Annotated in this window: 23 protein-coding genes; 10 read left to right on the top strand and 13 right to left on the bottom strand. The window is 65.9% G+C overall.

Translation table 11 applies throughout. From position 1 onward, the window contains the following. Positions 1 to 114: 114 nt before the first annotated feature. From WN73_RS43930 to hpaR, 6 genes are all read right to left on the bottom strand, one after another. Complete coding sequence (locus WN73_RS43930; RefSeq protein WP_028172347.1) at positions 115 to 1,419, bottom strand: methyl-accepting chemotaxis protein; 1,305 nt, start codon at positions 1,417 to 1,419, stop codon at positions 115 to 117. Continuing rightward, entirely contained in the window at positions 1,397 to 1,918 is a 522-nt protein-coding gene (locus tag WN73_RS43925; RefSeq protein ID WP_011085759.1) for a PAS domain-containing protein, read from the bottom strand. Before WN73_RS43925 ends, WN73_RS43930 begins: the two co-directional genes overlap by 23 nt. A 171-nt stretch (positions 1,919 to 2,089) precedes the next feature. Continuing rightward, on the bottom strand, positions 2,090 to 3,613 hold the full coding sequence (locus tag WN73_RS43920; protein WP_271558431.1) for a UxaA family hydrolase: 1,524 nt from the start codon (positions 3,611 to 3,613) through the stop codon (positions 2,090 to 2,092). 168 nt (positions 3,614 to 3,781) lie between these two features. After that, on the bottom strand, positions 3,782 to 4,558 hold the full coding sequence (locus WN73_RS43915; protein WP_008549964.1) for an HpcH/HpaI aldolase family protein: 777 nt from the start codon (positions 4,556 to 4,558) through the stop codon (positions 3,782 to 3,784). Between the two features lie 115 nt (positions 4,559 to 4,673). Continuing rightward, positions 4,674 to 4,901, bottom strand: a complete 228-nt coding sequence (locus WN73_RS43910) for a hypothetical protein (protein WP_028172349.1) — start codon at positions 4,899 to 4,901, stop codon at positions 4,674 to 4,676. 90 nt (positions 4,902 to 4,991) lie between these two features. Beyond that, positions 4,992 to 5,510 carry a homoprotocatechuate degradation operon regulator HpaR gene (gene hpaR / locus WN73_RS43905; protein ID WP_028172350.1) on the bottom strand — a complete coding sequence of 173 codons (519 nt, stop codon included), beginning with the start codon at positions 5,508 to 5,510 and terminating at the stop codon, positions 4,992 to 4,994. A 111-nt stretch (positions 5,511 to 5,621) separates the two neighbouring features. On the opposite strand from hpaR, the gene hpaH reads away from it, so the two are divergent. From hpaH to WN73_RS43875, 6 genes are all read left to right on the top strand, one after another. Further along, positions 5,622 to 6,428: a 2-oxo-hept-4-ene-1,7-dioate hydratase gene (gene hpaH / locus WN73_RS43900; protein WP_028172351.1), complete on the top strand. Its 807-nt coding sequence runs from the start codon at positions 5,622 to 5,624 to the stop codon at positions 6,426 to 6,428. 31 nt (positions 6,429 to 6,459) lie between these two features. Beyond that, entirely contained in the window at positions 6,460 to 6,858 is a 399-nt protein-coding gene (locus WN73_RS43895) for a 5-carboxymethyl-2-hydroxymuconate Delta-isomerase (RefSeq protein ID WP_271558430.1), read from the top strand. Further along, positions 6,851 to 8,389 carry a 5-carboxymethyl-2-hydroxymuconate semialdehyde dehydrogenase gene (gene hpaE / locus WN73_RS43890; RefSeq protein ID WP_271558429.1) on the top strand — a complete coding sequence of 513 codons (1,539 nt, stop codon included), beginning with the start codon at positions 6,851 to 6,853 and terminating at the stop codon, positions 8,387 to 8,389. Before WN73_RS43895 ends, hpaE begins: the two co-directional genes overlap by 8 nt. Before the next feature lie 126 nt (positions 8,390 to 8,515). Then, on the top strand, positions 8,516 to 9,499 hold the full coding sequence (gene hpaD, locus WN73_RS43885) for a 3,4-dihydroxyphenylacetate 2,3-dioxygenase (protein WP_271558428.1): 984 nt from the start codon (positions 8,516 to 8,518) through the stop codon (positions 9,497 to 9,499). 3 nt (positions 9,500 to 9,502) lie between these two features. Then, positions 9,503 to 10,372 carry a fumarylacetoacetate hydrolase family protein gene (locus WN73_RS43880; RefSeq protein ID WP_060911122.1) on the top strand — a complete coding sequence of 290 codons (870 nt, stop codon included), beginning with the start codon at positions 9,503 to 9,505 and terminating at the stop codon, positions 10,370 to 10,372. A 25-nt stretch (positions 10,373 to 10,397) separates the two neighbouring features. Beyond that, positions 10,398 to 12,023, top strand: coding sequence for a thiamine pyrophosphate-dependent enzyme (locus tag WN73_RS43875; RefSeq protein WP_011085749.1), 1,626 nt, complete (start codon positions 10,398 to 10,400; stop codon positions 12,021 to 12,023). On the opposite strand, the gene WN73_RS43870 is transcribed toward WN73_RS43875, so the two are convergent. From WN73_RS43870 to WN73_RS43850, 5 genes are all read right to left on the bottom strand, one after another. Beyond that, positions 12,001 to 13,245, bottom strand: a complete 1,245-nt coding sequence (locus tag WN73_RS43870; RefSeq protein WP_271558427.1) for an MFS transporter — start codon at positions 13,243 to 13,245, stop codon at positions 12,001 to 12,003. The genes WN73_RS43875 and WN73_RS43870 overlap by 23 nt on opposite strands. Positions 13,246 to 13,301: 56 nt before the next feature. Next, complete coding sequence (gene alkB / locus WN73_RS43865) at positions 13,302 to 13,955, bottom strand: DNA oxidative demethylase AlkB (RefSeq protein ID WP_271558426.1); 654 nt, start codon at positions 13,953 to 13,955, stop codon at positions 13,302 to 13,304. 9 nt (positions 13,956 to 13,964) lie between these two features. Beyond that, a complete protein-coding gene (locus tag WN73_RS43860) occupies positions 13,965 to 14,711 on the bottom strand; it encodes a 2OG-Fe(II) oxygenase (RefSeq protein WP_271558425.1) in 747 nt (248 codons plus the stop codon). Between the two features lie 282 nt (positions 14,712 to 14,993). Then, complete coding sequence (locus WN73_RS43855) at positions 14,994 to 15,680, bottom strand: DUF2848 domain-containing protein (protein WP_060911117.1); 687 nt, start codon at positions 15,678 to 15,680, stop codon at positions 14,994 to 14,996. Next, positions 15,673 to 17,022: an amidase gene (locus WN73_RS43850; protein ID WP_161535827.1), complete on the bottom strand. Its 1,350-nt coding sequence runs from the start codon at positions 17,020 to 17,022 to the stop codon at positions 15,673 to 15,675. Before WN73_RS43850 ends, WN73_RS43855 begins: the two co-directional genes overlap by 8 nt. A gap of 179 nt (positions 17,023 to 17,201) precedes the next feature. Here WN73_RS43850 and WN73_RS43845 point away from each other — a divergent pair, with 179 nt between their 5' ends. The 4 genes from WN73_RS43845 to WN73_RS43830 all read left to right on the top strand — a co-directional run bounded on the left by WN73_RS43845 (position 17,202) and on the right by WN73_RS43830 (position 21,026). Continuing rightward, the gene (locus WN73_RS43845) at positions 17,202 to 17,615 is read left to right on the top strand and encodes a Zn-ribbon domain-containing OB-fold protein (RefSeq protein ID WP_271558424.1); all 414 of its coding nucleotides are present in this window, start codon (positions 17,202 to 17,204) and stop codon (positions 17,613 to 17,615) included. Between the two features lie 3 nt (positions 17,616 to 17,618). Beyond that, positions 17,619 to 18,758, top strand: a complete 1,140-nt coding sequence (locus WN73_RS43840; protein ID WP_161535828.1) for a thiolase C-terminal domain-containing protein — start codon at positions 17,619 to 17,621, stop codon at positions 18,756 to 18,758. 106 nt (positions 18,759 to 18,864) lie between these two features. Next, positions 18,865 to 19,779: an SDR family oxidoreductase gene (locus tag WN73_RS43835; protein ID WP_011085741.1), complete on the top strand. Its 915-nt coding sequence runs from the start codon at positions 18,865 to 18,867 to the stop codon at positions 19,777 to 19,779. A 128-nt stretch (positions 19,780 to 19,907) separates the two neighbouring features. Continuing rightward, positions 19,908 to 21,026 carry an SMP-30/gluconolactonase/LRE family protein gene (locus WN73_RS43830; RefSeq protein WP_271558423.1) on the top strand — a complete coding sequence of 373 codons (1,119 nt, stop codon included), beginning with the start codon at positions 19,908 to 19,910 and terminating at the stop codon, positions 21,024 to 21,026. Positions 21,027 to 21,116: 90 nt separating this feature from the next. Here the strand turns inward: WN73_RS43830 and ppc are convergent, their stop codons facing one another. Beyond that, entirely contained in the window at positions 21,117 to 23,915 is a 2,799-nt protein-coding gene (gene ppc, locus WN73_RS43825) for a phosphoenolpyruvate carboxylase (RefSeq protein ID WP_271558422.1), read from the bottom strand. 129 nt (positions 23,916 to 24,044) lie between these two features. Next, positions 24,045 to 24,449, bottom strand: coding sequence for a YccF domain-containing protein (locus WN73_RS43820; protein WP_161535831.1), 405 nt, complete (start codon positions 24,447 to 24,449; stop codon positions 24,045 to 24,047). Between the last annotated feature and the right edge of the window lie 21 nt (positions 24,450 to 24,470).

The following is a 24,470-nucleotide window of genomic DNA, read 5'->3' as shown; positions in this document are numbered from 1 at the left end:
ACCGCTTTCGTCGTGTGGATCGATGGTGGGCACGGCGCAAGATCGCCTTTGCCCACCCTACGAACGTGGATGCCCGGGACAAGCCCGGGCATGACGACCTCTTGTAGGGTGACGCTACGCCGCCGAGGTCAGCCGCTGCAGGAACTGCGTGACCTCGCGCTTGAGCGTCTCGACCTCGCCATGGACGCGTTCGGAGGCGCTGTTGACGCGGCTTGCAACCCGCCCCGTGTCGGCGGCGGCCTCGCTGATGCCGGTCACGTTGGAGGAGACCTGGGAGGTGCCGGCCGACGCCTCCTGGACGTTGTGGGCGATCTCGCGGGTGGCAAGACCTTGCTGCTCGATCGCGGTCGCGATCGAAGCGGTGATCCCGTCGATCTCGGCGATGGTCTGCGCGATCGCCTCGACCGCTGCGACCGAATTGGTCGTCGATTGCTGCATCTCGCCGACCTTGGCGCTGATCTCCTCGGTCGCCTTCGCGGTCTGGTTGGCGAGGCTCTTGACCTCGGAGGCCACCACTGCGAAGCCGCGACCGGCCTCGCCCGCACGCGCCGCCTCGATCGTGGCGTTGAGCGCCAGGAGGTTGGTCTGCTCGGCGATCTCGCTGATCAGCTTGACGACGTCGCCGATCCGCATCGCCGCATCCGCAAGCGTGCGGATCTCGCTGCCGGCGCGATTGGCTTCGTTCACGGCGCGTCCGGTGCTCGCGGTCGAGCCGGTCACCTGACGGCCGATCTCGGCAATCGAGGACGCAAGCTGTTCGGCTGCGCTGGCGACGGTGGCGACGTTGCGCGAGGCATGATCGGACGCGCTGAGCACGCCGGAGGTCTGCCGGCTGGTCTTCTCGGCCGCCGCCGCCATCTGGCCGGCGTCGGATTCGAGATCGGTCGCGGCACCCATGAGGGTGCCGGCCACCTGGTCGAGATGCGTGCCGAACTGCTGTGCGAGGTCCGCGATCTCGACGACCCTGCGGCCGAGACTGTCGGTGCCGGAATTGATGACGGCGGCCGAACGGCGGAACGAGCCGGGCAATCCGCGCGCCAGGATCTTGCGGAAATACTTGCCGCGGCTGGCATACTCCATCGACGCCGAGGCTTCACGCAGATAGGCGTCAGTGATGTCGAGCATGTCGTTGACCGACTTCTGGATAGCGCCGATCCGCCCGGCCTGACGGTCGCTCAGGATGCGCGCCTCGAGATCGCCGCGCGCCGCCTTGCGGCACACATCCGCGACCTCATCGACGGCCACCGCCGTGCGACGCTGGCACCAGACGGCATAGCCGAGCAGCGCGACCGTCGCGCCTGACAGCGCCGCACTGATGATTCCAGTCACACCGAGAAGCGAGAGTCCGAAGGCAACGACGGCGAGGATACACGCGAGCGCGGTCGCTCCCTGCGCCTTAGAGAGAGAGCACAAATTCATCGTAACCGACACCTTGTTGCTTGAGCAGGCCGACCATCGCATCGAAGCTCGCATGCATGCCGTCCTTGGCATTGGCATGCCGCGCTTCTTCCGCGCACAGCGTCTTGTAGATCGGCTTGATGCGCTCGACCTGCGCCGGATCCGGTTTGCGACGGTTGGAGTGATAGCCGACGATATTGCCGCGTTCGTCGAACGTCGGCGTGACGTGGGCGAACACCCAGTAATGACTGCCGTCCTTCGCCAGATTGACGACGTAGGCGAAGATCTCCTGCTTGGACTGAAGCGTGTCCCAGAGCAGCTTGAAGACGCAGCGCGGCATGTCGGGGTGGCGGATCAGGCTATGGGGGGCGCCCATCAGCTCGGCATAGCTGTATTTCGCCATGCGGATGAAAATGTCGTTGGCGTAGGTGATGCGGCCCTTGAGGTCGGTCTTCGATACGATCAGCTCCTCCTCACCGAGGAGATTTTCCACGCCAGTCGGCCGTATCGCACGCGTCATCGTTGACGAATCCTCACGAAGGGCAGCGCCCTCGAAGGAGTCGCCCGCATCACCTCACGATTACGGTGCGAAATGTTAATCCCGAGTGACCGCAGGAGCTCCTGCGGTCATATGACACCTACGTATGACTACTTAGGTGTCCGCGTCCTGCAGCGAGGTGCATCAGCACCGCTACATCGTCGCGCCCAGCACCCAGGGCGCGAACTCGGCGCCGCCGAAATCGAAGCTCTCGCTCTTGGTCGGCTGTCCCGAGGCCGTCTTGAGGATGAGCTCGAAGATGCGCTGGCCGCATTGCTCGACGCTCTCCTCGCCCTCGAGGATGGTGCCGCAATTGACGTCCATGTCCTCTTCCATGCGCTTGTACATGGGCGTGTTGGTGGCGAGCTTGATCGACGGCGCCGGCTTGCAGCCGAACACGCTGCCGCGGCCGGTGGTGAAGCAGACCAGATTGGCGCCGCCGGCGACCTGCCCGGTCGCCGCGACGGGATCGTAGCCGGGCGTGTCCATGAACACGAAACCCTTCTTGGTGATGGGCTCGGCGTAGCGCAGCACCTCGACGAGGTTGGTGGTGCCGGCCTTGGCCATCGCGCCGAGCGACTTTTCCAGAATGGTGGTGAGGCCGCCGGCCTTGTTGCCGGGGCTCGGATTGGCGTTCATCTCGGCGCCTTCGCGCTCGGTGTAGGCGTCCCACCAGCGCATGAGATCGACCAGCTTCTCGCCGACCTCGCGGCTGACGGCGCGGCGGGTGAGCAGGTGCTCGGCGCCGTAGGTCTCCGGCGTCTCCGACAGGATCACGGTGCCGCCGTGGCCCACGATGAGATCGCTGGCGGCGCCGAGCGCCGGGTTGGCCGATACTCCGGAATAGCCGTCGGAGCCGCCGCATTGCAGGGCGACGGTGAGCTCGCTTGCCGGCACCGTTTCGCGCTTCACCTTGTTGGCGTCGGCGAGCGCCTCGCGCACAAAGGCGATGCCCGCCTCCACCGTCTTGCGGGTGCCGCCGACCTCCTGGATGTCCATCGCGCGCAGGCGGCCGGCGAGCTTCTGCTCCTCCATGAGGCCGCCGATCTGGTTCACCTCGCAGCCGAGGCCGAGCACGATGACGTGGGAGAAATTGACGTGGCGCGCGTAGCCGCCGAGCGTGCGGCGGAGCAGCGCCAGCGGCTCGTTCTGCGTCATGCCGCAGCCGGTCTTGTGCGTCAGCGCGACCACGCCGTCGACGTTGGGGAAATCGGCCAGCGGGTTGTCGCCGCTGAAGGGGTTCTTCTTGAAGACGTCGGCGACGAGGCTCGCGACATGCGCGCTGCAATTCACCGAAGTGAGGATGCCGATATAGTTGCGCGTGGCGACGCGGCCGTCCGGGCGGCGGATGCCTTCGAAGGTCGCCGGCAGGTCGAAGTTCGGCGTCGGCTTGACGTCGGCGCAATAGGCATAGTCCTTGGCGAAATCGCCCATGCCGCAATTCTGGGTGTGCACGTGCTGGCCGGGCGCGATCGGCACCGTGGCAAAGCCGATGATCTGGCCGTAGCGCCTGATCGGCTCGCCCACGGCGATCGGCTTGATCGCGACCTTGTGGCCGGAGGGAATGCGCTCGACCGTCGTCACGCCGTCGGCCACCGCTGTTCCCGGCGGCAGGCTCGCGCGCGCGATCAGCACACCATCATCGGGATGCAGGCGGATGGCGGGGCTGATGGTCATGAGAGGTCTCCTTAGGTCTTCAAAGTATCGTGCCCCGGACGCTGCGCAGCGCGAAGCGGTGCGCTGCAGATCCGGGGCCCAGTTGTTACGTCATGTACTTCACTTGCTTCTGGGTCCCGGCTCTGCGAAGCGGCGCTAGGCGCCGCATCGCGTCCGGGACACGAGAGATCAGGCCTTACCGCCGGAATCCTTGCGGGTCGCATTCACCTGCATCTTGGCATAGGTGGTCATCAGGCCGACCTCGTTCGACAGCGTCACCAGCTTGAAGCCCATGTTGATGGCGCGCGCCGCGCCTTCGGCGCCGCTGCAATGGATGCCGGGGTTGAGGCCGCGCTTGCCGCACTCCTTGATGATCTTCTCGTAGATCGCGAGGATCTCCGGCTCGCTGCGGTCAAGCTTCGGCTCGAGACCGTAGGAGAAGCCGAGATCGGACGGGCCGATATAGACGCCGTCGATGCCCTCGACGTCGAGGATCGCCTCCATGTTCTCGACCGCGGTTTTGGTCTCCATCATCGGCAGCAGAATGGTGTCGGCGTTCGCCGTCTTCTGGTAGGAGCCCGCGGTGCCGTACATGCCGGCGCGGATCGGGCCGTTGGAGCGGACGCCCTGCGGCGGATATTTCGAATAGGAAACGAGGTTCCTGGCCTCCTGCGGCGTGTTGACCATCGGGCAGATCACGCCATAGGCGCCGCCGTCGAGCACCTTGCCGATGATGCCGGGCTCGTTCCAGGGCACGCGGACCATCGGGGTCACCGGATGCTTGTCCATGGCCTGGAAGCACTGCACCATCGACAGATAGTCCTGCACGCCGTGCTGCATGTCGACCGTGACGCTGTCGAAGCCGCATTGCGCGATCATCTCGGCCGAGAAGCCGGAGGGAATCGCGAGCCATGCGTTGACCACGGCCTTGCCCGACTTCCAGATTTCCTTGACCTTGTTCGCCACGTTGCCTTCCTTCTTTGTTGTTTGGGCCGTCGTCACCATGACGAGCGCCGCGACAGCACGGCCCCGCTGTTAGCGCGAACCGGAGCGCCGCGCTACGCTCGCAATGACGCAAGACCTATGCAGTCGCCCTCTGGATGCTGCCTTCGCTGACGCCGACCTCGCGGGCGGTATTCACTATCGCCGCCCGGGTGTCATCCGGCAAGGGGATGCCGTTTTGGGTGCGCTGGATGCGGGTTTTCCGCCCGGGATCGCCGGGAATCAGCACCTGATCGAGCCCTGCTACCGGCTTGAAGTCGACATGGCGCAAGACCTCTGCATCGAACACATGGGAGGTATCGACCACCTTGGGGATCGACAGGGAAGGCCAGCATGCGGTCGGCAAAGCGCCGGCCGCAGGAGGTGGCCCCGGTTCCGGTCAGCGCGCCCCCGGCCCTCACTCCTCGGCACTTGCCTCGTTGCCGGCGCCGAGCCCCGCAAGACTCTGTTCGAGTTCGCCGAGCATCTCCTGCAATTCGGCGAGCTTGCGGGCGCCGAAGCGGCTGGTGATCTCGGCGTAGATCGCCTCCGACGTCGGCGCGACGGAGGCCATCAGCTTCACGCCCTCCTTCGAGATCGAGACCATGCTGCGGCGCTGGTCCGCCTTCGCGGTCTTGCGCTCGATCAGGTTGCGCGCCTCGAGATCGCGCAGGATGCGTGACAGGCTCGGCCCGAGCAGAAACGCCGTGCGCGCGAGTTCCGTGACCTCTGCGGCGTCGATGGCCGCCAGCGCACGCAGGATGCGCCATTGCTGCTCGGTCAAACCGTGCTCACGCAGCGAGGGACGAAACTGCCGCATCACCGCCTCTCGCGCGCGCAAGAGCGACATCGGCAGCGAGCGCGAGAAATCGCGCATCGGAACCTGCCGTGCGGCAGGCGCGCTAGCTTTGGCGGGATCAGCCGGTCTCTTCGTCATGACGCCCTTTCAAGCCGCAAAATGTTTGCAGTGCAGCAAGGTCAGATTCTGTTTGACGCATTCACTTAACATGTTAAGTATCTCCCCGCACCACGATTTGTCAGATCACAGATGGCGCTTTCCAACGACGATATCCAAGCTTGCGCGAGACGTCTGCACCAGGCGGAGAAGACCCGCACGCAGATCCGGCAGCTCTCGCAGGATTTCCCTGGCATCACCATCGCTGACGCCTACGCGATTCAGAAGGCCTGGGTCGACGTCAAGATCGCCGAGGGGCGCCTCGTCAAGGGCCACAAGATCGGCCTGACCTCGAAGGCGATGCAGAGTGCGCTCAACATCGACGAGCCGGATTCCGGCGTGCTGCTCGACGACATGTTCTTCGCCGACGGCGGCCTGGTCCCGACCGAGCGCTTCATCGCGACGCGCGTCGAGGCCGAGCTCGCCTTCGTCATGAGCAAGCGCCTCGCCGGCCCCGACTGCACGATGTTCGACGTGCTCAACGCCACCGACTTCGTGGTGCCGGCACTGGAGATTCTGGACACGCGGATCGAACGCGTCGACCCCAAGACCAAGGCCACGCGAAAAATCTTCGACACCATCGCCGACAATGCGGCGAATGCCGGCATCGTGCTCGGCGGCCGGCCGATCCGCCCGCTGGAGGCCGATCTGCGCTGGATCGGCGCGCTGTGTTTCAAGAACGGCCAGTTGGAAGAGACCGGCCTTGCCGCCGGCGTGCTCAATCATCCCGCCACCGCCGTGGCTTGGCTTGCCAACAAGATCGCGCCGCTCGGCCTTGCGCTGGAGCCCGGCCAGGTCGTGCTCGCCGGCTCCTTTATCCGTCCGATCGAGACCCGCAAGGGCGACACAATTCAGGCCGATTATGGCGCCTACGGCTCGGTGAGCTGCTACTTCGCCTAGGCGAACAAAAAAGACAGGGAGTGAAACCGCCATGCCGCATTTCACGATCGAGTATTCGGCCAATCTCGATGGCCGCCTCGACATCGGCGCGGTCTGCGAAGTGGTGCGCAAGGCGGCGGTGGAGACCGGCATCTTCCCGCTCGGGGGCATCCGCGTCCGCGCTGTCAGGTGTGAGCATTATGCGATCGCGGATAGCAGGCAGGACTACGGCTTTCTCGACATGGTGCTGCGCATCGGTGAGGGCCGCGACCTCCCCACCCGCAAGACAGCCGGCGAGCACGTCTTCCAGGCCCTCTCGCGGCATCTCGATCCCGTCTTCGACGCCAGCAAGTTCGCCCTCTCGTTCGACATGCAGATCAACGACAAGGACACCAGCTGGAAGCGCAACAACATCCACGACGCCCTGAAAGTGGAGGCCACCCATGGATAAGCCCACGCCGAAAGCCGATGTGTTCCAGGCCAACCGCGACCGCGTCGCGCCGCTCTTGAAGACGCTGCGCGCCGACGGCATCGGCCACATGATCGACGGCAAGATCGTCCCCTCGATTTCAGGCGAGACCTTCGAGACCAAGTCGCCGGTCGATGGCGCTGTGCTCGCGAGCGTTGCGCGCGGCAATGCCGAGGATATCGATCGCGCGGCAACCGCCGCAGCGCTCGCCTTCAAGTCGTGGCGCGAGATGGGGCCCGCGATGCGGAAGAAGCTGCTGCATCGCGTGGCTGATGCCATCGAGGACAATGCCGACGACATCGCCGTGCTGGAATGCATCGACACTGGGCAGGCCTATCGCTTCATGGCCAAGGCCGCGATCCGCGCCGCTGAGAATTTTCGCTTCTTCGCCGACAAATGCGCGGAAGCCCGCGACGGCCAGAACACGCCGAGCGATGAGCACTGGAACGTCTCGACCCGCGTGCCGATCGGCCCGGTCGGCGTGATCACGCCGTGGAACACGCCGTTCATGCTCTCGACCTGGAAGATTGCGCCTGCCCTGGCCGCCGGCTGCACCGTCGTGCACAAGCCGGCGGAGTGGTCGCCGGTGACGGCCGCCATTCTCGCAAGACTTGTCAAGGAAGCCGGCGTCCCCGACGGCGTGCTCAACACCGTGCACGGCTTCGGTGAAGAGGCCGGCAAGGCGCTGACCGAGCATCCCGCCATCAAGGCGATCGGCTTCGTCGGCGAGAGCGCGACGGGCTCGGCAATCATGGTTCAGGGTGCACCGACCTTGAAGCGCGTGCATTTCGAGCTCGGCGGCAAGAACCCGGTGATCGTGTTCGACGATGCCGATCTCGACCGCGCGCTCGACGCCGTCGTGTTCATGATCTACTCGCTCAATGGCGAGCGCTGCACCTCGTCGAGCCGGCTGCTGATCCAGGCCAGCATTGCGGAGAAATTCGTGGAGAAGCTGACCGCGCGCGTGAAGGCGCTGAAGGTCGGCCATCCCCTCGACCCCTCAACCGAGATCGGACCGCTGATCCACGAGCGGCACCTCGCAAAGGTCTGTTCTTATTTCGACGTCGCGCGCCAGGACGGCGCGACCATTGCGGTCGGCGGCAAGGCCTATGACGGACCCGGCGGCGGACATTATGTCGAGCCGACGCTGGTCACTGGCGCGCATGGCAAGATGCGCGTCGCGCAGGAAGAGGTGTTCGGCCCCTTCCTCACCGTGCTGCCCTTCAAGGACGAGAAAGACGCGATCGAGATCGCCAACGACATCCGCTATGGCCTGACCGGCTATGTCTGGACCAACGACGTCGGCCGCGCATTGCGCGTCGCCGACGCGCTGGAGGCCGGCATGATCTGGCTGAACTCGGAAAACGTCCGCCATCTGCCGACGCCGTTCGGCGGCATGAAGGCCTCGGGCATCGGCCGCGACGGCGGCGACTACTCGTTCGACTTCTACATGGAAACCAAGCACGTCTCGCTGGCGCGGGGCACGCACAAGATTCAGAAACTGGGAATTTAGGGAAACGGTCATTCCGGGGCGCGAAGCGAGCCCGGAATCCATTCATCCACCAACTCTGCTGCGCGATGGATTCCGGGTTCGGCTCTGCGAGCCGCCCCGCAATGACAGGACCGAGGGGAAACGCCAATGCCGGTACCGCAACATATCTTCGAGCCGCCCTTCAACATCATCCGTTCGAGCCACGTCGTGCTCGACGTGACCGATCTGAAGCTCAGCCGCGCGTTCTACGAGACCACCGTCGGCCTGCATGTCGAGGACGCCGACGACAAGGTGGTGTATTTGCGCGCCGCCGAGGAGCATCAGCATCACTCGCTGGTGCTGCGCAAGGCGGCTGCTCCCGCCTGCGCCCGGCTCGGCTTCAAGGTCGGCAACGACAAAGACCTCGACAAGGCCGCCGCGTTCCTCTCCGAGAACAGCCTCGCCTACGCCTTCACCGACCAGCCCTTCCAGGGCCGCACGCTGCAATTCACCGATCCCTTCGGCTTCCAGATCGAGCTCTATGCTGCGATGGACAAGCGGCCGCATCTGCTGCGCCGCTACGACCTCTACCGGGGCTGCCACCCGCAGCGGCTCGACCATTTCAACGTCTTCGCCGCCGAGGTGCAGGACACCGTGGACTTCTATGCGCGGCTTGGCTTCCGCCTCACCGAGTACGCGGAAGAAGACGGGCCGAACGGGCGCATCGCCGCCGCCTGGATGCATCGCAAGGGCAATGTCCACGACTTCGCCATCACCAACGGCAAGGGCCCGCGGCTGCATCACTTCGCCTATTGGACGCCGACGGCGATGAACATCATCCATCTCTGCGATGTCATGGCCTCCTCGGGCTTCGTCAAGAATATCGAGCGCGGCCCCGGACGCCACGGCATCTCGAACGCGTTCTTCCTCTACGTCCGCGATCCTGATGGACACCGCCTCGAGCTCTACACCAGCGACTATTTCACCGGGGATCATGACCACGAGCCGCTGCGCTGGTCGCTGCGCGATCCGCGCCGCCAGACGTTGTGGGGCGCACCTGCCCCGCGCTCCTGGTTCGAGCAAGGCTCACCCTTCACGGGCCAGACCGTGCGCGAGCCGAAATTCGTCGCCGATGTGCTGGTGGCGGATTAAGCGATGAAGCTCCCTCGCCTCGCCACCTATTCCGTCAAGGGTGAACCCAGGTACGGCGCCGTCCTCGAGGGCGGCATCGTCGATCTCTCCGCGCGCTACGCCAAGGATTATCCGACGCTGCGCGAGGTGATCGCCGCCGGAAAGCTCGTCAGCCTTGCTGAGGAAGCCGCGGGCCGCACGCCGGTTCACGCGCTCGGCGAGATCACCTGGCTGCCGCCGGTGCCTGCGCCGGAAAAGATCATCTGCATCGGCGTCAACTATCCCGACCGCAATGCCGAGTACAAGGACGGCCAGGACGCGCCGAAATATCCGAGCATGTTCATGCGCTCGCCCCGCTCGTTCGTGGGCCATGATACGCCGCTGGTCCGTCCGCGCGCCTCCGCGCAGCTCGACTATGAAGGCGAGATCGTGCTCGTCATCGGCAAGGCCGGCCGGCACATTCCGGAAAGCACCGCGCTCGACCACATCGCCGCCCTCACGCTCTGCAACGAAGGCTCGGTGCGCGACTGGCTGCGCCACGCCAAGTTCAACGTCACGCAGGGCAAGAATTTCGATTCCAGCGGCAGCCTCGGCCCGTGGCTGGTGCCTTACATGCGGGAATCGCAGATCGCCGACATCAGGCTCACCACACATGTCAACGGCGAGCTGCGGCAGGACGACCGTACCAGCCGGCTGATGTTTCCGTTCCGCTATCTCATCAGCTATATCTCGACCTTCGCAACGCTCGTTCCCGGCGATGTCATCGTCACGGGCACTCCGACCGGCGCCGGTGCGCGGTTCGATCCGCCGCGATACCTGAAGCCCGGCGATGTGATCGAGATCGAAGCCGAGGGCATCGGGCGCCTGCGGAACGGCGTCGTCGACGAAGCCTGACCAACGATTGAAATGGAATAGCAGAATGACCACCCTCACCGGCGGCGAAGCGATCGTAAGTGGCCTTGTTGCCCATGGCGTCGATACCGTGTTCGGCCTGCCCGGCGCGCAAATCTATGGCCTGTTCGACGCCTTCCACCAGGCGCAGCTCAAGGTGATCGGCGCGCGGCACGAGCAGGCCTGCGGCTACATGGCGTTCGGTTATGCGCGCTCCAGCGGCAGGCCCGGCGTGTTCAGCGTGGTGCCCGGCCCCGGCGTGCTCAACGCCAGCGCGGCGCTGCTCACCGCATACGGCTGCAACGAGCCGGTGCTATGCGTCACCGGCCAGGTGCCAACGCAGTTTTTGGGCAAAGGCCGCGGCCATCTGCACGAAATGCCGGACCAACTCGCGACCCTGCGCACCTATGTGAAATGGGCCGACCGGATCGAAGCGCCCGGCAACGCGCCAACCACCGTGGCGCGCGCCTTCCAGGAGATGGCATCGGGACGGCGCGGGCCCGCCTCGGTTGAAATGCCCTGGGATATCTTCACCCAGCGCGCGGACACGGCTGCGGCGCAGGTGCTGGAGCCCCTGCCCGCACCGCTTCCCGACCCCGATATGATCAAGCAGGCGGCCGCGCTGATCAAGGCGAGCAAAGCGCCGATGATCTTCGTCGGCAGCGGCGCGATCGACGCAGGCGAGGAGATCCTCGAGCTCGCCGAGATGATCGACGCGCCCGTGGTCGCGTTCCGCAGCGGCCGCGGCATCGTCTCCAATGCGCACGAGCTCGGCCTCACCATGGCCGCCGCCTACAAGCTGTGGCCGAACACCGACCTCATGATCGGCATCGGCTCGCGGCTGGAGCTGCCGACCATGTCGCGCTGGCCCTACCGCCCCGACGGGTTGAAGAGCATCCGCATCGACATCGATCCGGTCGAGATGCGGCGCTTCATCTCGGACACCGCCATCGTCGCCGATGCCAAGGCGGCGACCGCCGATCTCGCCGCCGCCGTCAGCAAGGCGGGCTACAGCAAGACCACCGGCCGCCGCGGCGCGATCCGCGAGGTCACCGCAGCGGCGCAGCAGGAAATTCAGCGCATCCAGCCGCAGATGGCGTATCTCAACATCCTGCGCGAGGTGCTGCCGGCGAACGCGATCGTCACCGATGAATTGTCGCAAGTCGGCTTCGCCTCCTGGTACGGCTTCCCGATCTACGAGCCGCGCACCTTCATCACGTCAGGCTATCAGGGCACGCTCGGCTCCGGCTTTCCGACCGCGCTCGGCGCCAAGGTGGCGAACCCGGACAAGCCGGTGGTGGCGATCACCGGCGACGGCGGCTTCATGTTCGGCGTGCAGGAACTTGCCACCGCCGTGCAGTTCAACATCGGCGTGGTGACGCTGGTGTTCAACAACAACGCCTACGGCAATGTCCGCCGCGACCAGCGCGAGCGCTTCGACGGCCGCGTGGTGGCGTCCGACCTCGTCAACCCGGATTTCGTCAAGCTCGCCGAATCCTTTGGCGTGGCGGCGGCGCGCGTCACCGCGCCGGACCAGTTCAAGGCGGCGATGGAGAAGGCGCTTAGCCACGGCGGGCCGTATCTGATCTCGGTCGAGGTGACGCGGGACTCCGAAGTCAGCCCGTGGGCGTTCATCCACCCGCCGAAGCCTTGAGGCCGGGCGCGCCCTGAAGTCGCGCCGCCGCGATCACCAACAGGCCCGCGCCTGCGACCGACCAGCAGGCGACCGGGGCCCAGTGCAGCAGCGGCGCGTACTCGGGCATTTTCTGCAAGCCGCCGGCGACCGCCGCCATCCGCGCGAAGGTGCCGAGCGCCAGCGCCGAGAACACGAGGCCGGTGACCTTCCCCTCCGCACCGGTCGAGCCGATCGCCAGCGCGGCCGAGATCGCGCTCATCAGCATGCAGCCCCAGGCCGCGCCGGCGAGAAACTGCGCGGCGATCAGCGTGTTGAGGCTGCCGGCAAGCTCCGCTGCCGCGATCGCGACCGCTCCAAGCAATCCGGCGGCGCCCATCACGATCAGGCCGCCGCGGTGCTTGACGATGAGGCTCGCCGGAAACATCGCGATGTTGAAGCCGATCCAGAACACCGGCATCAGCCACTGCAGCTCGTCCGGCTTGGCGAACCGCAGATAGAACGGCGCGCTGTTCATGGCGAAGTGCAACTGATAGCCGAGCGCGAGCGCCACCATCGCGACGATGAAGGCGATCGGCACCAGGCCCAGCGGCTTGGCCGCCTCGGCCGGCGTCGGCGGCGAGGTGTCGCGCGCCAAATCGTACTCGATCCGCGACAGCCCGAGCGCCGTCAGCAGCAGCACCGCGCCGGAGATCACGAAGGGCAGCCGCGCGTCGTGCTCGCGCAGCATCACGCCGAGATAGGGCGAGACGGCGCCGGCGAGGCCATAGCCCAGCATGGCCAGCGCCGCGAGAAACGGCACCTGCGGCCTGGCGCGGTACTTGCCGAGCAAGGTCAGCGGCGGCGCGCGCAGGGCCGACGACGTGACCGACCAGACCACGATCAGCGCGATCAACCCTACCTGCGCACCCGCGCCGATCCCGGCCACGAAAGGCAGCGCGACGAAGGCCGCGCAGGAGATCGCCGCCAGCACGCCGACGAACAGGCCGAGCCGCCCGACGACGGGCGCGATCCTGTCGGCCGCAATCCCCATCGCGGTATCGGCGATGGTGAAGATGGCCTGGTCCAGCATCAGGATGAAAATCACGACCGCCGGCGCGAGGCCGACATCCGCCGCGAGCCTTGGCAGATAGACGACGTAGGTCGTCCAGCCCAGCGTGAACACCAATTGCAGCACGGCGAGATAAAGTCCCGTGCGAGCCGCGTTTGCGCTCGCGCCAGTCGAGACCTGCGCAGTGGTCATGTCGCCGCCTCCCCCTCGCCGAAGCTTAGACGACAGACTGGCCCTAAGGAAATGCTTCAGAGCACCTTGCGGAAGGTCAGATTGATGCGCTGCCGTCCGAGCAGCGCGTGCTCGCCGTCGGCGAGCGGCGCCACGCCGTGATAGGCGAGCCGGCTAGCCCCGCCCCAGACCGCGACGTCGCCATGGACGAGCCGGAAACGGCGCGGCTTGTCGCTGCGCGCCATGCCGCCGAACAGGAAGGTCGCGGGCAGTCCGAGCGAGACCGAGACGATCGGGGCGGCGAAATCCAGCTCGTCCTTGTCCTGATGCAGCGACAGCCGCGTGCCCGGCTCGTAGCGATTGACGAGGCAGGCATCGGGCGCAAAGCCCGTGAAACCGCCCTGCTCCGCAGCACGGCGCGCCAGATCGCGAAACACCGGCGGCATCGCCGGCCACGGCGCGCCGGTTCGCGGATCGATCGGGTCGTAGCGATAGCCGGTGTGATCGGTGATCCAGCCGCGCTCACCGCAATTGGTCATCGCCACCGACATCTGATAGCCGCCGGGCGTGGTCATCCGCCGGAATGGCGATTGCGCCACGATGGCGCGCACGGCGGCAATCAGCTCACTCTCGATCGGCCTGACGAAGCCGCGCAGCAAGACGGCGCCGTCGGCGATCTCCTCGCGCGAGGGCTGCGCCTCGGCAATGCTATCAAACAAATCCGACGTCAACGCCTGCGCTCATTTGGCATCATGAAAGATCACACCCAGCGTATGGCGTTGGCCGGACCTGATACGGCTGACGCCATGGCGGAGGTTAACCCGATAAGTGCCGCGTGTCCCCTGCACCGGGCGGTGATGCACAGCGAAGGCGACCGCATCGCCCTGCGCCAGCGGGACCACCTCGGCGCGGGACTGCATGCGCGGGCGCTGCTCGGTCAGCACGAACTCGCCGCCGGTGAAGTCGCGTCCGGGCTCGGAGAGCAGGATCGCGACCTGGAGCGGGAACACGTGCTCGCCATAGAGGTCCTGGTGCAGGCAGTTGTAGTCGCCCGCCTCGTATTGCAGCAGCAGCGGCGTCGGCCGCGCCTGCCCCGCCTCGTGGCAACGCTTCAGGAACGCCGCGTGCGCGGCGGGGTAGCGAATGTCGATCCCCATCGCTTCGTTCCAGCGATTGGCGACGCCTTGCAGGTGCGCATAGAGCGCCGGGCGCAGCTGCGCGATGAGATCAGGCAGCGGATAGGAGAAGTACTTGTACTCGCCGCGGCCAAAGCCGTGGCGGCCCATGACGATGCGGCTGCGGAAGTGCGCGTCATCGAGATAGAGCGCGGCGATGGCGCGGCATTGGTCGGGGCTGAGCAGGCCCTTGAGGACGGCGCAGCCCTGGGTATCGAGTTCTCCGGTGATCCGGGGCCAGTCGAGGGCATCGACCTGGGAGGCAACGTCAGTTCCGGATTCAGTTGCGGCAATACGTTTGGCGACGCCCATGGCTCATCCTATCCACATCCGTCATTCCGGGGCGCGCCCTCTTGGGTGCGAGCCCAGAATCCATCAAGCCGCAGAGACTGCGGATGAATGGATTCCGGGCTCGCGACGTCGTCGCGCCCCGGAATGACGGAGGTCGTGTCGCAAGTCCTGACGACCGTAACCACCCGATTTCCGACTGCCTCCCCGTCATTGCGAGCACAGCGAAGCAATCCAGAATCCCACCGGGGAACCAGTCTGGATTGCTTCGTCGCAAGGGCTCCTCGCAATGACGGTGGAGAGCCTTCAGCCCCTCACCGGCAACGTCACCACGTCGTACCCATGCCTGATCGTCCGCTTCAGCACGGGGTCTTCCAGCTCGAAGTCGAACCGGTCGGCGGGGCGGATGCCACCTTTGGCCGCAAACGTGCCGCCGAACATGGCGCAGCCGTCGGGGAACCTGGTGCCGTCGAAGCCGCGCGCGATCAGATCGGCGACGGGGAGCATCGCGTCGAGCGTGCCCTCCTGGTAGAGCACGCGCTCGCCCTTGATCGTGGCGTAGGAACGCAAAATCATCCTGTCCCAGTGGCCGATGACCTCCTCGAGCTCCCACAGCACTGACGCAATCGGCTTGTCGCACATCTGCTTGGAGACTGTGACGTTGTAGGCCTCGACCTTGCGGTCGGTGTGATCGGAGCCGCAGCCGACGAAGATGCGGCCCTGCCAGCCGATCAGCACGAACTCGACCTCGCCGGACGAGTCGCCGCCGCAGCACTCGATGCGGTCTTCCATGGTCAGCCTCCGCGCCGAGGCGCGGTAGTAGATCGGGGTCGAGGCCGGCGGGGCGATGCCCATCTCTTGCAGCTCGGCGATGTGCTTGTCGCGCGCGACGGGATCGCGGCCGGTCCAGCCGGCGATGACCATCTGGTCGATCGCCAGCGTCAGCGGCGTGGTGGCGTCCTGGGCATCGACGGTGAAAGTCAGGTCAAACACGAATTACGGCCTCCATGCCGGCAGCAAGTTCAAAGATACGGCGGTCCGATCCGCCCGCACCCGCCAGCATCAGGCCGACGGGAACGTCGCCCTCGCGATGTGCGGGCAGCGAGATGGCGCAGCCGTCGATCATGTTGATCAGGGTGCAGTTGCGCAGCGCGCGCAGGTTCTGGGTGGTGAACGCCTTGTCGTCGGCAAGGTCGGCGATCTTCGGCGGGGTGTTGGCGGTGGTCGGCAGCACCAGGGCGTCATAGGGGGCGATGTGCGCATTGACGCGGGCGATCAGCGAGCGGCGCTCGTTGAGAAGATCGATGTAATCCGCCGCGCTCTGCGCCTCGCCGCGCATGATGCGCACGGATACGCGGGGATCATAGACGTCCCCCTTGGTCGTGATGAGATAGCGGTGCCAGGCGTAGCTCTCGGACGCGGCAAAGCCGCCCTTGGCGTTCATCGGGCCGATATCGTGGAATTCGGCCATCTCGATGCGATCGATGATGGCGCCGTGATCGGCCAGCGTTTTCAGCGCGCGCTCGAACGTCTCGGCCACAGCCTTGTCGAGGTCGTCGAGCGCGATCGTGGTCGGCACCGCCAGCCGCATGCCCTTCACCGGGCGCGGCCTCAGCGCGACGACCGGCTCGTTCGCGAGCACGGCGTCGAGTATGGCACAGCAGCTGACCGATCGCGCCAGCGGCCCGATGCTGTCGAGCGAGAACGACAGCGGCACGGCGCCGTCGAGCGGCACGCGACGCTGCGTCGGCTTGTAGCCGACGATGCCGTTGAAGGCCGCCGGAATCCGGCAGGAGCCGCCGGTGTCGGTGCCGAGCGCGCCATGCGCCATGCCGTCGAGCACGGAGACCGCAGCACCCGAGGACGAGCCGCCTGGCACGTGGCCCTCGGCCCGGTTCCAGGCGCCTTTCGGCGTGCCGTAGTGCGGATTGATGCCGATGCCGGAATAGGCGAACTCGGTCATGTTGGTGCGACCGATCAGGACGAAGCCGGCCTTGCGCAGCCGCTCGACCGTCGCGGCGTCGTGCTCGGCCGCCGGGGAATCGTCGAGCGCGCGGGAGCCGGCGCGCGTCACCTGGCCCTTGATGTCGAAGAGGTCCTTGATCGAGATCGGGATGCCGGCATAGCGCGACGGTGCGGCCTTGACCTTGCGCAAGGCGTCCATCGCATCCGCCGCCGCGAGCGCGGCGTCCTTGTCGACGTGGATGAAGGTGCGCTGGCCCTCGCCGGCGGGGTCGGCGATCCTGGCGAGACAGGCCTCGACCAGCTTGCGGGAGGTGGTGCGGCCGCTTTCGAGGTCGTCGGCGAGCTTCGCCAGTGTCGGAAAATCGGGCATGTCTGTCTCACGGAATATTTGCGCGCGCAATCTATAGCGCTGCTTCAGTTCGACACAAGCATTGTGCGCATGATGGCATGCATGCGCATTGCTGGACCGTTGACGCGCCATGGTCGATTGTCGCATCAAGGTCGAAGCAGGCAGGCACAAAGGCCTGCCGCCCGGGAGGACCCGCCGACATGGCCGAACCGCAGCGCGCGCGACCGAAACCGACGCCGGAGACCCAGCATTTCTGGGACGGCACGAAAGTGGGCGAACTGCGCCTGCAGCGCTGCGACGCCTGCGCGCATGTCTACTTCCCGCCGCGCCCGTTCTGCCCGTCCTGCGCCTCGCGCAAGGTCAGCATCTTCAAGGCGAGCGGCAAGGGTTTCCTCTACAGCTACGTGATCAACCACCGTCCCGCCGCGCCCGGCTTCACGCCGCCTTATGCGATCGCCGTGGTGGAGCTTGCCGAGGGACCGCGGATGATGAGCAACATCATCGACTGCCCGCAGACCCCGGAAGCGCTCGAACTCGACATGAAGCTCGAGGTCGCCTTCCAGGAGCTCGACGACAAGATCACCCTTCCCGTCTTCCGTCCGGCGAAGGGGTAAGCCATGCGCAGCAACCAGGTCGCCGTCGTCGGCGCGGCCGAGACCACCGAGCTCGGCGTCATCCCCAACGCCTCGCAGCTCCAGCTTCACGCGGACGCGGCGCTCAATGCCATCGCCGATGCCGGGCTGAAGCTCTCGGACATCGACGGCTTTGCCACAGCGGTCGAAACGCCGCAGCAGGTCTGCCACTATCTCGGCATTAGGCCTACCTGGGTGGACGGCACCTCGGTCGGCGGCTGCTCCTTCATGCTGCATGTTCGTCATGCCGCCGCGGCGATCGAGGCCGGCCTGTGCAAGACCGTGCTGATCACCCATGCCGAGAGCGGCAAATCGATGATCGGCAAGCTGCCGCGCTCGACGCCGGCGGACAGCCTCAACGGCCAGTTCGAGGCGCCCTATGGCGTCTATGGTCCGCCCAGCATGTTCCCGATCCCTGTGTTGCGCTTCATGAAAACCTACGGCATCACCCACGAGCAGCTTGCCGCGGTCGCGGTGGTGCAGCGCGAATGGGCGGCGAAGAATCCGCGGGCGATGATGAAGGAACCGATCACGGTCGCTGATGTCCTCAATTCGCGCATGATCGCCTATCCGTTCCGCCTGCTGCAGTGCTGCCTCGTCACTGACGGCGGCGGCGCGCTGATTCTGACCTCGGCCGACCGCGCCAGGGATTTTCCGCGCAAGCCCGTCTACATCATGGGCACCGGCGAGAGCGTGGAAACGCCGATGGTCAGCCAGATGGAGACGTTTAATTCCTCGCGCGCGTTCAAGACCGCGGGTCCCCTCGCGTTCAAGGAAGCCGGCATCGCGCACAAGGACGTCGATCATCTCATGATCTACGACGCGTTCGCGCATCTGCCGCTGTTCGGCCTCGGCGATCTCGGCTTCATGCCGCATGAGGAAACGGGGAAGTTCATCGCCGACGGCAACACGCGGCCCGGGGCTAAGCTACCGCTCAACACCAATGGCGGCGGTCTCTCCTACATGCACTCGGGCATGTACGGCATGTACGCGCTCCAGGAGAGCGTGCGCCAGATGCGCGGCATCGCGCCGGCGCAGGTGCCGAACGCGAAGATTTCGGTGTGCCATGGCGTCGGCGGCATGTTCGCGGCATCGGGCACGATCGTGTTTACGAACGAGAGGTAACGCACCGTCATTCCGGGGCGCGCGCAGCGCGAACCCGGAATCTCGAGATTCCGGGTCTGGTGCTTCGCACCATCCCGGAATGACGGGCATAACAGGAGGCACCCACATGACAAAATCACTGCAAGACAAGGTCATCATCGTCACCGGCGCAGGCCGCGGCATCGGACGGGAGATCGCGCTGCTCTGCGCGGCGGAAGGCGCCAAGGTCGTCGTCAACGATCCCGGTGTCGCTGCCGACGGTGCCGGCTCGAGCGCTTCTCCCGCCGAGGAAGTCGTCGAGGAGATCAAGAAGCGCGGCGGCGCGGCGGTTGCCAATTTCGAGTCGGTGGCGGAAGCGATTCCCGCCAGCAAGATCGTGAAGACCGCGACCGATCATTTCGGCCGGCTCGACGGCGTCGTCAACAATGCCGGCATTTTGCGCGACATGATCTTCCACAAGATGAGCGTGGAAGCGTTCGAGGCCGTCATCAAGGTGCATTTGATGGGCTCGTTCTACGTCAGCCACGCCGCGGCGCGGATTTTCCGTGAGCAGGAGAGCGGCTCCTTCGTGCACTTCACCTCCACCTCGGGCCTGATCGGCAACTTTGGCCAGGCCAACTACGCCGCCGCCAAGCTCGGCATCGTCGGCCTGTCGAAGTCGATCGCGCTCGACATGGGCCGCTTCAACGTCCGCTCCAACTGCGTCTCGCCGTTCGCCTGGACCCGCATGATCGGCACCATCCCGACCGAGACCGAAGCCGAGAAGGCACGCGTCGAGAAGATCAAGCAGATGGGCCCGGAGAAGATCGCGCCGGTCTGCGCCTATCTGCTGTCCGATGCCGCCAAGGACGTCAGCGGGCAGATTTTCGGCGCGCGCATGAACGAGCTGTTCCTGTTCAGCCAGAACCGCCCGCTGCGCTCGGTGCATCGCAGCGAAGGCTGGACGCCGCAATCGATCGCGGAACACGGCATGCCGGCGCTGAAGGGCTCGTTCTACAAGCTCGACCGCTCCGCCGATATCTTCCCCTGGGATCCCGTGTAAGGATCCGTCCAGCCGCATTTCCGGCATCCCTGCCCTGCGATCTCTGGTTGTCTCGATCAGAGATCGCCCCGGTTTACGCCCGATTGCAGGCGGATGCTGTCCTCCCAACAAAACTTTGGGAGGAAACCATGACAAGAATACTGACCAACTCCGACAATACGACTGCAAGCGAGCGTGGCGGTCTCGGCCGCCGCACTCTTCTCAAGGGCGCGGCCACGGTGGCCGCAACCGCCCTGCTCGCCGCGCGCGCTGACGCCCGCGAGTTCGGCGCCAATGCCGAGCCGCAGCGCTATCCCGACCCCGACATCATTGCCATCGACCCCAAGCGCTTCAAGGCCAAGGTCGGCAACACCGCGATCAAGCGGCTCTATACCGGCTGCCTGTGGGCGGAGGGACCGGCGTGGAATGCGCAGGGCCAATATCTCGTCTGGAGCGATATCCCGGCCAACCGGCAGCTGCGCTATCTCGACGACGACGGGCACATCTCCGAGCAGTTCCACAAGCCGTCGAACGAGGCCAACGGCAACTCGTTCGACACCGAGGGCCGCCAGATCAGCGCCGAGCGCACCCGCCTCGTCCGCTACGAGCATGACGGTTCGGTGACGACGCTGGCCGAGCAGGCTGGCGGCAAGCCGCTCAACGGCCCCAACGACATGGTCGTGCACCCCAACGACAAGGCGATCTGGTTCACCGATCCCGGTTATGGCGCGATCAGCATCTACGAGGGCAAGCTTGCCAATACCGGCTCGTTGCAGCCGTATCAGAAGGAAGCGGTCTATCGTCTCGACACGCAGACCGGACAGGTTGCGAAGGTCGCCGACGAGCCGTTCAAGCCGAACGGCATCGCATTCTCTCACGACTACAAGAAGCTCTATGTCTGCGACACCGGCATCACGCATTATCCGCAGGCGGAGAACGTGGTGTGGTCCTACGACATCGACGGGCCGAAGCTGTCGAACCCGAAGCGGCTGATCGACATGAAGCTCGACGGCAAGTCGGGCTTCCCCGATGGCCTGCGGGTCGACACCGAGGGCAACATCTGGGTCGGCGCCGGCTGGGTCGGTCCGGGCTATGACGGCGTGCAGGTGTTCGCACCGAACGACGGCGCGCGCATCGGACAGATCCTGCTGCCCGAGACCTGCGCCAATGTCTGCTTCGGCGGCAGGAAGCGCAACCGCCTGTTCATGACCGCGAGCCAGTCGCTCTATGCGGTCTATGTGGAGACACAGGGGGCGCATTTCTGTTGATGTGTGCGCCGTCATTCCGGGGCGGCTCGCAGAGCCGAAATCTCGAGGTTCCGGGTTCGCCCTTCGGGCGCCCCGGAACGACGGCTGAGGTTAGCCCGTATTCCTCAGCCCCGCAGAGATACCGTTGATGGTGAGCTGAATCCCGCGCAGCACCTGTTCGTCCGGGTTCTGCGCGCGGTGCTCCCTCAGCAGCTCGACCTGCACGTGGTTGAGCGGGTCGAGATAGGGGAAGCGGTGGCGCACGGAGCGTTCGAGCAGCGGGTTGCCTTGCAGCAGCCGGTCCTGGCCCATGATGTCGAGCAGCGTCTCGATGCAGGAATGCCATTCGCGGCGGATGCGGCCGAAGATTTTTTCGCGCAACGCCTCATCCGGTACGAGCTCGGCATAACGCGAGGCGATCGCGATCGAGCTTTTCGCCAGCACCATGTCCATGTTCGACAAGAGCATGCGGAAGAACGGCCATTCCTTGTAGAGCTCTTTGAGGAACGGCATGCCCTGTTGCGGATGCTCGGCGATCCATTGCTCGACCGCGGTGCCAAAGCCGTACCAGCCCGGCAGCATCAGGCGGCATTGCGCCCAGGAGAACACCCAGGGAATGGCGCGAAGGTCTTCGATCGCGCGGGTCTTCTTGCGCGAGGCCGGGCGGCTGCCGATGTTGAGCGTCGCGATCTCGTTGATGACGGTCGAGGCCCAGAAGTAATCGACGAAACCGTCGGTCTCGTAGACAAGGCCGCGATAAGCCCTAAAGGCGAGACTCGACAATTCGTCCATTGCAGTGAGGTATTCGCGGCGCGGCGCGCTCTGGCGCGGATGCAGCAGGCTCGCCTCCAGCGTCGCGGCGGCGAGGATCTCCAGATTGTTGCGGCCGACTTCGGCGTTGGAATATTTCGACGAGATGATCTCGCCCTGCTCGGTGATGCGGATCTGGCCGTTCACGGCGCCGCCGGGCTGCGCGATGATCGCGTCGTAGCTCGGCCCGCCGCCGCGGCCGACCGAGCCGCCGCGGCCGTGGAACAGGCGCAGGCGCACGTGATGGCGCTCGAACACGTCGACGAGATTGATCTCGGCCTTGTAGAGCTCCCAGCCCGAGGTGACGAAGCCGCCATCCTTGTTGCTGTCGGAATAGCCGAGCATGACCTCCTGCACGCTGCCGCGGCTGTCGACCAGGCGGCGGTAATCGTGCAGCGACAGCATGCGGTCCATGATGGCGCTGGAGGCCTGCAGATCCTCGATGGTCTCGAACAGCGGCACGATGTTGATCGCGCTGCGCCCGGAGGGATGGACGAGGCCCACCTCCTTGAGCAGCACGGCGACCTCGAGCATGTCCGACATGCCCTTGCACATCGAGATGATGCATTGGGGGATCGCGTCCGAGCCGAACTTCGCATGCGCCTCCGCGGCGGCGTGGAAGACGTTGAGCTCGCCCATGGTCTCGTCGCTGTACTTGACGAACGGGGACACCAGCGCGCGCGTGCTGCGGAGTTCGTTGGTGAGCAGCGAGATGCGCGCGTCCTCGCCAAGCGCGAGATAGGACATGCCGGGGTTGGCGGCGTCCATCAGCTCCGCGATGGTGCGCTCGTGCACCGCCGAGTTCTGGCGGATGTCGAGCCGCGCCAGATGGAAGCCGAAGCAGTCCACCGCGCGGCGCAACAGCCGCAGCCGGCCGCGGGCGATGACGCGGGCGTTGTTGGAGATCAGCGAACGGTGCAGCACGTCGAGATCGGCTTGCAACTCCTTGACGCTCTCGTAAGGCCTGCCCTTGCCGACCGGCCGGCGCGTGATCTCGACCTCGAGCGCTTCAGCCGTCGCCGTCAGGCGCGCATAGATGCCGGAGACCGCGAGGCGATACGGCTCGCCGCTCCGGTGCGGCGACGTATCGGGCGAGCGTTCCGCCAGCGTGCGCAGCTCCTCGGAGACGTCGGCGAGATGGGCCGCAATCGACAGCTCGGAGCCGAGCACGTGCAGCTCGTTCAGATAGAACTGCATCACCCGGCTCGACTGCAGCCGCAGCGTGCCGCGCATGACGTCGGCGGTGACGAAGGGATTGCCGTCGCGATCGCCGCCGATCCAGCTGCCCATGCGCAGGAACGAGGCGAGCTCGCTGGCCGCCTGCTCGCTGTCCTCCTCCAGCCGGTCTTCCAGCACGTTGACCAGCCGCGGCACCTCGCGCAGGAACGTGTAGTCGTAGAAGGACAGGCCGTTGGCGACCTCGTCGAGCACGGTGAGCTTGGTCCGGCGAAGCAGATTGGTCTGCCACAGCGTCAGCACCTCGCGGCGGAGCTGCTCGTCGCTGGCGGCGGCTTCGTCCTCGGTCAACGCGACGCGCTCGCGGCGGTCGAGCAGGCTAGCGACCTCCATCTCGCGGTCCATGGTGCTCTTGCGGCGGACCTCGGTCGGGTGCGCGGTCAGCACCGGGCTGACGAGCGCGGTCTTGAAGAAGTTGCGCAGGGCGTCAGGGCCGATGCCCGCGGCCTTGGCATGCGCCAGCGTGTCCGCCAGCACGCCGGAGCCGCCGATCTTGGCCGCGGTGCGGGCGCGCATCTGGCGGATGTTGTTCTGGTCCTCGGCGATGTTGGCGAGGTGGGAGAAATAGCTGAAGGCGCGGACGATCCGCACCGTCTCGGAGGTCGACATGCTGTCGAGGATCTGCTCGAGCTCGCGGCGGGCGAGCCGGTCCTCGTCGCGGTGGAACCGGATCGAGGTCTGGCGGATGCGCTCGACCAGGTCGAACAAGTCGGCGCCCTCCTGGTCGCGCACCGTGTCGCCCAGGATGCGTCCGAGCAGGCGAATGTCGTCCCGCAGCCGGGCATCCGCCTCCAGCGCCTGGACGTCCTCCGGGCGATTGGGGCGAGAATCTGCGGCGTCGGATGGTAATGTCTGGAGGGACATGGCTCGCTCCCCTGGTTCGAGCTCGCTTGGCTCCCCGGCCGACTGAGTGTGCGATATTTTTCTGCCGCAGTGCAAGGCGAACTTGGGGGCGGCGCACACTTGGGGTGTTACTTGGGACCGGGACTGCCGCTAGGCCGGCACAATCACCTTGCCGATCGGCCACAGCGCGATGCCCGCGAGCTTCAGGTGTGCCCAGGCGAAGGGGATGCCGATGATGGTGATCGCGAGCACCAACGCGGTCACGAGGTGGCCGAGCGCCAGCCACCAGCCGGCCAGCACGAACCAGATGATATTGCCGATCACGCCGAGCGGGCCGGTGCCGATATCCTCGACACCCGTGACCTCGTAGCGGCTGACCGCTTTCGAGCCGAACGGCAGCAGCGTGTAGACGGCGATGTTGAACGCAGCCCGCGCCCAGGGCAGGCCAATGATGGTGACGGCCATGATGACCGCGGCGACCAGCCAGCCGAACGCCATCCAGGCGCCGCCGATGAGGATCCAGAGCAGGTTGAGCAGGATGGAAACAGGGGCCATGGGATTATCCGGAGGTCGGTG

This window comes from Bradyrhizobium sp. CCBAU 45394, from assembly GCF_028128655.1.
GTDB lineage: Bacteria > Pseudomonadota > Alphaproteobacteria > Rhizobiales > Xanthobacteraceae > Bradyrhizobium > Bradyrhizobium diazoefficiens.
Note: the sequence above shows the minus strand (reverse complement) of the source record. Positions and strands in the feature narration are given on the sequence as shown.